The 10,620-nt window shown below is 67.5% G+C and carries 9 protein-coding genes; 1 reads left to right on the forward strand and 8 read right to left on the reverse strand.

Annotated features, from left to right (window positions below; genetic code table 11):
- Position 1: 1 nt before the first annotated feature.
- From HUN07_RS19135 to HUN07_RS19155, 5 genes are all read right to left on the reverse strand, one after another.
- Entirely contained in the window at positions 2–1,255 is a 1,254-nt protein-coding gene (locus tag HUN07_RS19135) for a fatty acid desaturase family protein (RefSeq protein ID WP_174911930.1), read from the reverse strand.
- A gap of 143 nt (positions 1,256–1,398) precedes the next feature.
- Positions 1,399–2,514: a ferredoxin reductase gene (locus HUN07_RS19140; protein ID WP_114721937.1), complete on the reverse strand. Its 1,116-nt coding sequence runs from the start codon at positions 2,512–2,514 to the stop codon at positions 1,399–1,401.
- 118 nt (positions 2,515–2,632) lie between these two features.
- Positions 2,633–3,145, reverse strand: a complete 513-nt coding sequence (locus HUN07_RS19145) for a DUF6912 family protein (protein ID WP_174914878.1) — start codon at positions 3,143–3,145, stop codon at positions 2,633–2,635.
- A 75-nt stretch (positions 3,146–3,220) separates the two neighbouring features.
- Positions 3,221–4,594, reverse strand: a complete 1,374-nt coding sequence (locus HUN07_RS19150; protein WP_254623019.1) for a WS/DGAT/MGAT family O-acyltransferase — start codon at positions 4,592–4,594, stop codon at positions 3,221–3,223.
- A 69-nt stretch (positions 4,595–4,663) separates the two neighbouring features.
- The gene (locus HUN07_RS19155) at positions 4,664–5,122 is read right to left on the reverse strand and encodes an HAD-IA family hydrolase (protein ID WP_114721934.1); all 459 of its coding nucleotides are present in this window, start codon (positions 5,120–5,122) and stop codon (positions 4,664–4,666) included.
- A gap of 230 nt (positions 5,123–5,352) precedes the next feature.
- Between HUN07_RS19155 and HUN07_RS19160 the strand changes: the two genes are divergently transcribed.
- On the forward strand, positions 5,353–5,892 hold the full coding sequence (locus tag HUN07_RS19160; protein WP_174911936.1) for an Rv3235 family protein: 540 nt from the start codon (positions 5,353–5,355) through the stop codon (positions 5,890–5,892).
- An 8-nt stretch (positions 5,893–5,900) separates the two neighbouring features.
- Here the strand turns inward: HUN07_RS19160 and secA are convergent, their stop codons facing one another.
- The 3 genes from secA to HUN07_RS19175 form a co-directional block, all read right to left on the reverse strand.
- Positions 5,901–8,714: a preprotein translocase subunit SecA gene (secA, locus tag HUN07_RS19165; RefSeq protein ID WP_254622601.1), complete on the reverse strand. Its 2,814-nt coding sequence runs from the start codon at positions 8,712–8,714 to the stop codon at positions 5,901–5,903.
- A 177-nt stretch (positions 8,715–8,891) separates the two neighbouring features.
- Positions 8,892–9,569: a ribosome hibernation-promoting factor, HPF/YfiA family gene (hpf, locus tag HUN07_RS19170; protein ID WP_114721931.1), complete on the reverse strand. Its 678-nt coding sequence runs from the start codon at positions 9,567–9,569 to the stop codon at positions 8,892–8,894.
- A gap of 317 nt (positions 9,570–9,886) precedes the next feature.
- Complete coding sequence (locus tag HUN07_RS19175; RefSeq protein WP_114721930.1) at positions 9,887–10,561, reverse strand: ComF family protein; 675 nt, start codon at positions 10,559–10,561, stop codon at positions 9,887–9,889.
- Between the last annotated feature and the right edge of the window lie 59 nt (positions 10,562–10,620).

The following is a 10,620-nucleotide window of genomic DNA, read 5'->3' on the forward strand; positions in this document are numbered from 1 at the left end:
TTCATCGCCTTGCGCGACGCCGCCCCACCCGCGCCTCGGCATGAGCACGCAGCGCCGACAGCAGGCCACGGTGCTGCCCGGTCTCCTCGTCGACCCGCAGCGCCTCGGCGATCCGCGAGCCGCTGAGCCGGAACTTGTGCTCCGACGACGTCTCCGGTGCATCGTCCGATGTCCGCTTGAGGAAACGATCCGGCAACGCGAGCTTGTGGATCGTGCGCAGTGCCAGGAGGTACTGACGGCTGAGCGGACCGGAGGTGTACGGCAGGTCGTACTTGTTGCACAGCGCCCGCACCCGCACCGCGATCTCGGAGTACCGGTTGGACGGCAGGTCCGGGAACAGGTGATGTTCGATCTGATAGCTCAGGTTGCCGGTCATGAACGCCATCACCGGACCGGCGTCGATGTTGGCGCTGCCGAGCATCTGCCTCAGGTACCACTGCGCCCGCGTCTCGTTCTCGAACTGTTCGACGGTGAACTTCTCGGCGCCGTCCGGGAAGTGCCCGCAGAAGATCACCGCGTACGCCCACAAGTTGCGCAGGAAGTTCGCGGTCGTGTTCGCGGCAAGGGTGTGCTTCCACGCCCGACCCGTCAGCGCGGGGAACAGCACGAAATCCTTGCCGACCTGACGGACGATCTTGACCGCGAACTGCTTGTTCGGTCCCGAATTCCAATGCTTGGGGTCGACGCCCTCGAGTTCCTTCTGCGCCGACAGGTCGTGCAGCGCAATGCCCCACTCGAACGTCGCCGCCAGGATCACGTTCGCGATCGGCTGCAGCAGGTTGATCGGGCGCCACTTCTCGTCGCGCGTCATCCGGAGGATGCCGAATCCCACGTCGTCGTCCATGCCCACGATGTTGGTGTACGTGTGGTGGGTGTAGTTGTGTGCGCGCTTCCAGTGTTCCGAGGGACCCGTCATGTCCCACTCCCACGTCGTGGAGTGGATCTCCGGATCGTTCATCCAGTCCCACTGGCCGTGGGTGACGTTGTGCCCGAGTTCCATGTTCTCGATGCACTTGGCGAGCGTGAGCAGCGTCGTCCCCACCACCCAGGCCGGCCGATGACGGCTGCCGAACAGGACCGCCCGTCCGCCCAGCTCGAGGGAACGCTGCAGCCGGATCGTGCTCCGAATGTAGCGGGCATCCCGTACGCCCCGAGACTCCTCGACATCGCGACGAATCGCATCCAATTCTCGCCCGAGGGCTTCGATATCGGCGTCGGTGAGGTGGGCGAACTCTTTGATGTCCGTGATGGCCACCGAGGTCCTCCGTTGGATATATAGATCAGATCACCGGCGTCGGCCATCGACGCAAGGCACTGGGTACCGCACAGGCACTGGGTACAACGATACGGGAAACCGGACACCTGTCGGCCCGGCTGCCGTCCGGATCACACGAGACCTCAGACCTCGAGCGTGCAATCGCCGGCCGCGGCCGAGATGCAGGTCTGGATGCGCTCCCCCTCGGCATGTTCCTTACCGTTGCGCAGGTCCACGGCGTGACCCGATGCGAGCGGGACCACGCAGGTCTGGCAGATACCCATGCGGCAGCCGAACGGCATCAGCACGCCGGCCTTCTCGCCCGCCTCGAGCAGTGTGGTGGCGCCGTCCACCTCGATCGACTTCTCCGACCGGTCGAACGTGACGGTGCCGCCCTCGCCGGACAGATCGGCCCGGGACACGGCGAACCGCTCCAGGTGCAGGTTCGGCGTGATGCCCTCCTGCTCCCAGGTCTTCTCGATGTCGTCGAGCATCCCGAGGGGCCCACACGCCCACGTCTGTCGCTCGCGCCAGTCCGGGCACACCTCGTCCAGCTCGGACAGCGCGAACTTGCCCTCGGACCGCGTGTGCCGGACGTGGCAACCGAACGACGGGTAGTCCTTCTGCAGCTCCGCGAGCTCGTCGCCGAACATGACCGCGTCCTCGGTGGGTGCCGAGTGGATGTGGACGACGTCGGGCAGTTCCCCGCGCCGGCTCATCGTCCGCAGCATCGACATCACCGGGGTGATGCCACTGCCCGCGGTGAGGAACAGGATCTTCTCCGGCGGCGGCTCCGGCAACGCGAAGTTTCCGGTCGGCGCGGCCAGGCGCACGATCGTCCCCGACGGCACACCCGTCACCAGGTGACTCGACAGGAAGCCCTCGGGCATCGCCTTCACGGTGATCGAGATCAGCTTGTGGTCGACATTGGGAGCCGACGTGAGCGAGTAGGACCGCCAGTGCCACCGTCCGTCAACGTGGATGCCGATGCCGACGTACTGACCGGGCTGGTATGCGAAGTCGAAGCCCCACCCCGGCTTGATCACCAGCGTCGCCGAATCGGCCGTCTCGGGCCGGACCTCGACGATGCGTCCGCGCAGTTCACGCGCGGACCACAAGGGGTTCACCAGGTGCAGGTAGTCGTCGGGAAGCAACGGCGTGGTCAACCGGGTGACGGCACCGCGCACCACGTTCGCCACGGACCGGTTCGAGCCTGCGACCCTTGCCGCCGGCGCCTCGATCCAGCTCTTCAGTCCCATCCGACCTCCATCTCGCACTTCGAGCGTACGGCCAGCGTAGGGCATGAGGCTACGGTGGCGTAAGTTACGGCCGAGTAGTAAGGCGCGCTAACGACTCGTCGGGCGGGTCCGCCGCCGGTCAGAGTAGCTCGAGCAGGAACGGCAACTCCTGCGTCGCGTACCACGCGAGCTCGTGATCCTCTGCGTCGCCGAGCACGAACTCCGCGTCCGGGTCGCCGAGATCGGCAGCGTCGACCACCTGCGCGGCCTTCGCGATGTCGGACTCCGCCTCCGCCAGATCGACGTGCACCGACGCGACCTGGGACAGCGTGAGAACGTCGGCCAGACGGACCACCGCGTCGTCGAGATCGGGGCGCAGCTTGACGTCGTCGACGTCGGCCGCGATCACCGCGCGGCGCGACATGGGCGCGACCTCGCCAGCCTCGCCGCCGTCACCGCCCTCGCGCTCGTCCTCGTCCGGCGTGGCGGCCGCGATCAACCGCAGCGATGCCCGCGCGGCCTCCGCCATCGCCACCTCGGCGAGCTCCTCGTCGTCGCCGGAGTTGTACGCCTCCCGCAGTGCCGGCGTGACCGCGAACGCGGTCCGGCTCACCGGGGAGAACTCCCGCTCGGCAACCAGTTGCCGCAGCATCGGGATGGTCGCGGGAATGTAGACCCTCACGCCCGACCTCCGGTCACTTGCGTCCGTACCGACCGCGATTCCGACTCAGCCACTGGCTTCCACCAACTCCTCGAGAGACTCGTGCAACGACGCGGCGACCACATCCACGTCGGCCATGGCGTCGCGATCCGCATTCAAACCGTAGTAGACGTGGCCGTCGTACGACGTCAACGCAATGCTCAGGGTCTGATTCTTCAGCAGCGGCGACACGGGATACATCTCGACCATCCGCATCCCGGCCAGATAGAGCGGGATCTGCGGTCCCGGCGCGTTGGTGACCATGAGGTTGAACATCCGCTGCGACAGGCTGCTCGCCGCCCGGGCGCCGCGGGCGTGCAGGGACGCGGGCGCGAACCCGGACAACCGGATCATCGTCCGGGCCGTCACCGGCCGACTCTGCCGCCCGAACGCCTCCGTCGCGTGCGCGACGTGTGAGAGCCGGACGACCGGATTGGGCTCACCGACCGGCAGATCCACCAGGAACGACGACGTCCGACCGTGCGGCGCACCGACCTCGCCGTCGTCGCACACGTCGATCACGCTCGCACCGTTGGTACCCGGTCGCGCCTCGCAGATGGACATCGGGGCCAGCACGCGCAGGGTGGTGGCCTCCGATACCGGCTCACCGCGGGCCAGGAGCCAATTCCGCATCGCACCCGCGACCACGGTCAGGACCACGTCGTTGATCGAGCATCCGTAGCGGGCGCGGATCTTGCGGTAGCGCTCGAGATCGGTGCGCGCCACGGCGAACCGGCGGTTGCGGGAGATCGGGGCATTCAGCGGGCTCGACGGCGCCGGCTGCGCCGCCGTGCGCGCCAGGGTGGCGAGCTTGCCGACCACGTCGACCGCCTCGTCCACTACCGATGCCATGTCCCCCAACGTCATTCGCAGGGTTGCAAACCCATCGCCGGGCCGGGAGACGAGTTGGGCGAGGGCCGCGGCGACCAGCGCCGGCTCCCCCGGCGCCGGCTCCGGCATCCACAGATCGTCACTCGCGACCACGGGCGCGGCGTCCTCGTCGAGGATCACCTGACTCATCTCGAGGGCCGTCTCGCCGTCGACCAACGCCGAATGCGACTTCGTGAACACCGCACACCGGTTGTCGGCCAATCCTTCGACGACGTACATCTCCCACAGCGGCCGAGTCGTGTCCAACGGCCGCGAGACCAGTCGCGCCACCAGGTCGTGCAGCTGTTCGTCCGTTCCCGGAGACGGCACCGCGGAGCGTCGGACGTGGTAGGTGATGTCGAAGTCCGGGTCGTCGACCCACACCGGCCGGGCCAGCCCGAACGCGACCTCCCGAACCTTCTGCCGATACCGCGGCACCAGGTGCAGGCGACTCTCGATCAGCCGGAGCACGGCCTCGAACTCGAGACCCGACTCGGGTAGCTGGAGGATCGCGAGTGAACCCAGATGCATCGGCGTGTTGCTCGCGTCGAGAAAGTAGAACGACGCGTCCTGCGTCGTCAGTCTGGTCGCCCTGGCCACCTATCGCCCCCTGCCCCGGAGATCCTCGCCCGCCGGATCCCCACCGTCCGATTCCGGGCGGATTCCCGAATCGAGAAGAATCGCAATCTCTTCCACCGCCGCCGACGGGTCGACGTGGTGCACCCCCACCATGCCCGCCGCGGCCGCCGCGCGCACGTTCCCCACGAGGTCGTCGACGAAGACGCACTCGAGGGGATCGAGCCCGAGCCGAGCCGCGGTCAATTCGTAGATCCGCCGGTTCGGCTTCGCCATTCCCACGTCACCGGACAGCACGACCTCGTCCACGAACGGGCCCGCCAGGTCGCGCAGTCCCTGTGCCCCCGGACCGCCGGGATCGTTGCTGAGGATCGCGGTGCGGATTCCCCGTCGACGCGCGTCACCCACGACGCGGGCCATCAGGTCCGCGTCCGCGCCGGGACCCGCCAGCACCCCGCCGAAGTCCAACACCAGTCCGCGCACACGCTCACCCTAGAACTCGCCGCCCCCGCTGGCGACACAGGCGACACGGACGACACGAGTCGGACCGAAACCGATCGCGCGCACCCCCTCGCTTTTCGGAATCGAACGTGCCATGCTGTCCGCCAGATTCCGTACCTCTCCGCGGAGTCGACCTGTAGCAGCACCTGTCGACATTGCGTATCGGCTCCCGCCGCTTCCCGGCGACCGCGCGATACCGGAGAGGCCAGATCATGTCCGCACCGCACCGGTTCCTGTCCCGTGCACCGCAGTTCGAACCACCGACATCCGATGCCCCGGGCTCTTCGGCGTGCTCGCCTGCGCCGCGGTCCGCATCCGTCCGGTCCGCACAGCGCTCACCCCACGACGGCCGGTCACCACGCCGCGCCCCGTCCGCGGCACCGGATTCGGTCGCGTCGCCCGACGCGCGACAGTTCGCGGAAAGCGCGCTGCGCCTGACCCTCGAGGTCCTCGACCGCCGCCGCGCCCCGGCCCAGCTGCGCTCGATCGTCACCCCGACCGTGCTGGATCTCGTCCACGCGCTCGTGCGGTCGGCCCCGGTCGGCAGCCGACTGGGTACGGCCACCCTCGCGCGCGTCCGCGTGCAACGGGTCCACACGGCCGCGACCGAGGTGTTCGAGGCGTTCGAGGCGTTCGAGGTGTTCGGCACCTACAACCGCGGCGGCCGGGTGTTCGCTGTTGCCGCGCGTATCGAACGCGGCAACAGCAGACACCCGGCCGGTTGGGCGATCACGTCACTGCGAATCGCCTGAGGTCAGCGTCAGCGCTTGCGCTTGGAGCGCGGGGCCTTCTTCGCCTTCGAATCCTGGCGGGCGGCCTCGCGGCGCTCGCGGCGCGTGCCCGGGGCCCCGTCCTGCTCGTCCGCAGAGCGACTGACCTGGGCGTTACCGTCTTCGGCGGGACCGGAGAAGGTGAGCCCACGCGGCTGCATCTCGTCGAGCCCCTTCGCCTTGAGCGCTGACGGGGCCGCCGAACGGGCCGCGTCCTGGGCTGCCTGCTGGGACGGGAGCGGCTGCGCCTGCTGCTTGGCGAGCGAGGGCCCGCCACCCGCGGTGGCTGCCGCCGAGGCCGCGGTGACGCTCACCGGGGAGCCGCCGCCCTGCGGGGTGCCGGCCTCCACCTGGAGGTTGAACAGGAACCCGACGGACTCTTCCTTGAGGCCTTCGAGCATCGCGATGAACATGTCGTAGCCCTCGCGCTGGTACTCGACGAGCGGATCGCGCTGCGCCATCGCGCGCAGGCCGATGCCCTCCTTGAGGTAGTCCATCTCGTAGAGGTGCTCACGCCACTTGCGGTCCAGCACGGACAGCAGCACGCGGCGTTCGAGCTCACGCATTCCGTTCGCGCCGGCGATCTCGTCGATCTGCTGCTCACGCTTGGCGTACGCGTCCCTGGCGTCCTCCAGCAGCGCCTCGAGCAGCTCCTCCCGGCCCAGGTCCGACTCCCCGGCCTCGGCCGCGCCTACGAGCTCCTTGTAGTCGATTCCGACCGGGTACAGCGTCTTCAGGGCCGTCCAGAGCTGGTCCAGATCCCAGTCCTCGACATACCCCTCGGCGGTGGCGCCGTTGACGTACGCGGTGACCACGTCCGTGATCATCGACTCGACCTGGCCCTCGAGATCCTCGCCTTCGAGGATGCGGCGGCGCTCCTCGTAGATGACGGTGCGCTGCTGGTTCATCACCTCGTCGTACTTGAGGACGTTCTTGCGGATCTCGAAGTTCTGCTGCTCGACCTGCGTCTGTGCGCTCTTGATCGCCTTCGAGACCATCTTGGCCTCGATCGGGACGTCGTCGGGCAGGTTCAGGCGCGTCATGATCGACTCGAGCGCCGCACCGTTGAAGCGCCGCATCAGTTCGTCGCCGAGCGACAGGTAGAAGCGCGACTCACCGGGATCGCCCTGACGGCCGGAACGACCACGCAGCTGGTTGTCGATACGACGCGACTCGTGCCGCTCGGTGCCGAGCACATACAGGCCGCCGGCGGCGCGAACCTTCTCCGCGTCCGCCTTGACCTCGGCCTTGACCTTGTCGAGGACGCCCTCCCACGCGGCCTCGTACTCGTCCGGGTTGTGCACCGGGTCGAGGCCCTGCTTGCGCAGCACGAGGTCGGCGATGATGTCGGGGTTGCCGCCCAGCACGACGTCGGTGCCACGACCCGCCATGTTGGTCGCCACGGTCACGGCGCCGGAGCGTCCGGCCTCGGCGACGATCGTCGCCTCCTGCTCGTGGAACTTGGCGTTGAGCACGCTGTGCACCACGCCGCGCTTGGTGAACTGCTTCGACAGGTATTCCGAGCGCTCGACGCTGGTGGTACCGATCAGGACCGGCTGGCCGTTCTGGTGCCGCTCGACGACATCGTCGACGACGGCGTCGAACTTGGCCTCTTCGCTCTTGTAGATCAGGTCGCCGTTGTCGACACGGATCAGCGGACGGTTGGTCGGGATCGGGATGACGCCCAGGCCGTAGGTCTGGTGCAGCTCGGCGGCCTCGGTCTCGGCCGTACCGGTCATGCCCGACAGCCGGTCGTACAGGCGGAAGTAGTTCTGCAGCGTGATCGTGGCGAGGGTCTGGTTCTCGGCCTTGATCTCGACCTTCTCCTTGGCCTCGATCGCCTGGTGCATGCCCTCGTTGTAGCGGCGGCCCACCAGCACACGGCCGGTGAACTCGTCGACGATGATGACCTCGCCGTCGCGGACGATGTAGTCCTTGTCCCGCTGGTAGAGCTCCTTCGCCTTGATGGCGTTGTTGAGGTAGCTCACCAGCGGCGAGTTCGCGGCCTCGTACAGGTTGTCGATACCGAGCTGGTCCTCGACGAACTCCACACCGGCCTCGTGCACGCCGATGGTGCGCTTGCGGATGTCGACCTCGTAGTGGACGTCCTTCTTGAGCAGCGGCGCGATCCGCGCGAACTCGCTGTACCACTTGCTGGACGCGTCGGCCGGACCCGAGATGATGAGCGGGGTGCGGGCCTCGTCGATGAGGATCGAGTCGACCTCGTCGACGACGGCGAAGTTGTGGCCACGCTGGACAAGGTCGTCGAGGCTGTGCGTCATGTTGTCGCGCAGGTAGTCGAAACCGAACTCGTTGTTGGTGCCGTAGGTGATGTCGGCGGCGTACGCCTTGCGACGCTGCGCGGGAGTCATCCCGGACAGGATCACGTCGACCTCGAGACCCAGGAAGCGGTGGACACGGCCCATCCACTCCGAGTCGCGCTTGGCGAGGTAGTCGTTGACGGTGACGACGTGCACGCCGTCACTGGAGATCGCATTGAGGTACGCCGGCAGCACACAGGTCAGGGTCTTGCCCTCGCCGGTCTTCATCTCGGCGACGTTGCCGAAGTGCAGCGCCGCGCCACCCATGACCTGGACGTCGAAGTGGCGCTGGCCGAGCACGCGGCTCGCGGCCTCCCGGGCCACGGAGAATGCCTCGGGCAGCATCTCGTCGAGCGTCTCGCCGTCGGCGTAACGCTTCCGGAATTCGTCGGTCTTGGCCCGGAGTTGTTCGTCGGACAGCTTCTCGACCTCGGGAGAGAGGGAGGAGACATGGTCGGCGATGTGCTTGAGCCGCTTGACCATGCGACCTTCACCTACACGGAGCAGCTTCGATAGCGACAGTGACGGCACGGTCCTCTTTGTCCTCAATCCTCGGTGTCAGGTAATGACAAACGGAATCCGGCCGAGGTCGGGTGACCCCAGCCGGATCCCATGGTATGCGCAATCACGGTCGGGCGAGTAGACCGACCGTCCGCGACGTCACGCCAGACGTATCAACCCGTAGTCGAACGCGTGGCGTCGATACACGACAGAAGGCCGATCGGTCTCCTTGTCGTGGAACAGATAGAAGTCGTGCCCGACCAGCTCCATCTCGTACAGCGCGTCGTCGACGGTCATCGGCTCGGCGGAGTGGACCTTCGTGCGCACGATCTGACCCGGACCGGGCGGAGCCTCGCCGTCCAGGGACAAATCGCGATCGATCGCCAGCGAGTCGTCCTGTGCCAGCGCGGCTGTAGCCTGCGCGACGGAGACGGGAGTCTTCTCTCCGTAGTGGACCTTGCGGCGATCCTTGGTTCGACGCAATCGACTTTCCAGTTTGGCAGTCACGGATTCGAATGCCGCGTAGAAACTGTCCGCGCTCGCTTCGGCGCGGGCGACAGGGCCCTTGCCGCGAGCCGTGATCTCGACTCGCTGGCAACTCTTCGCCTGTCGGCGATTACGTTCGTGCTGGAGTTCCACGTCGAAGTGGAAGATGGTGGGATCGAAACGCTCGAGTCGTGCGAGCTTCTCGGAAACGTAGACCCGGAAATGATCCGGCACTTCCACGTTGCGTCCTTTGACGACGATTTCGGCGTTGTTCGCGCCCGTAGTACTTGGAGCCTCCGCGTTTGCGGTGTCTTCGTCGACGAAAACCGAGGCTTGCGTAGGGGTCGTCACTCGTACCTCCCGATAAACGGCCGGCTCACATTGATGGAGACCGGCGAGTTCGATCTCGACCGGGCGGGGAACCACCCGGCTCAGAACGTGAAATATCACCTCCCACCTGTGACTTCGGGTGTGAACGCGACGCTAGTACGTAACCGCTCCGTGTGCCACTGTTCAGCCATATTTCACCGGTGTGTCGTCTGTGACATCTGTCCCGATCCCGCGAATTCGTCGCGCCCCGAGAAGCCCCCGGAAGGACTCGGACGGACCGCGCAAGCCTCCGGAAGCCGTCGCGATATCCGCCCGGGATCGCCGCCGGAATTGTCCGATCAGGCCGCGGCGACAACCAATACCGCCCCGACCTGCACACCTTCCGATTCGAGAACCCGAACCGCCTCCGCCGAGGTTGCCCCGGTGGTGACGACGTCGTCCACGAGAACGACCTCGGCACCCATGCAACCGAGCCTGACGATCTCGTCGCGACGGGAAGCGGACACGCAAATCCGGCCCGCCAGATTGTCCTGCCGCTGCGCCGCCGACAGCCCGACGGAGTCACGCACACCACGTCGCATCGACAGCGCCGGACAGACGTGGCAACCGGTCTCCAGCAGACGCGCGGCGGCCTGCGTGGACCGCAGCACCGGGTCTCCACCACGGGTGCGCGCCGTGCGGGCCCGCGTCGGGGCCGGAACGAGCACCAGCGGCGCCAGCTGCGGCGGATCCAACTCGCCCCAGCGCCGCAGCGTGTCGACCGCGTCCGCGAGCGCAGCGCCCAGCGGGGCTGCGAGATCTCGCCGACCCCGTTCCTTCGCCGCGATCACCGCACGCCGCCGTGGACCCGCATACGGTCCCAGCGCCCACACCGGGACGCCGGGATCCACCCGAGGATGCACCGCCACCGGGTCGTCGGACAGGGTGCGCCTGCACCGGTCGCACCACCCCGAACCGGGTTCACCGCAACCCCCGCACTCGGCGGGGAGGACCAGGTCGAGGAGCGCGCGCATGCCGGGAGTGTGCCCCGTGCCCCCGACAAGCGCCGACAGGCACCGGCAGACACCCTCGA

The sequence above is a fragment of the Rhodococcus sp. W8901 genome (assembly GCF_013348805.1).
Lineage (GTDB): Bacteria > Actinomycetota > Actinomycetes > Mycobacteriales > Mycobacteriaceae > Prescottella.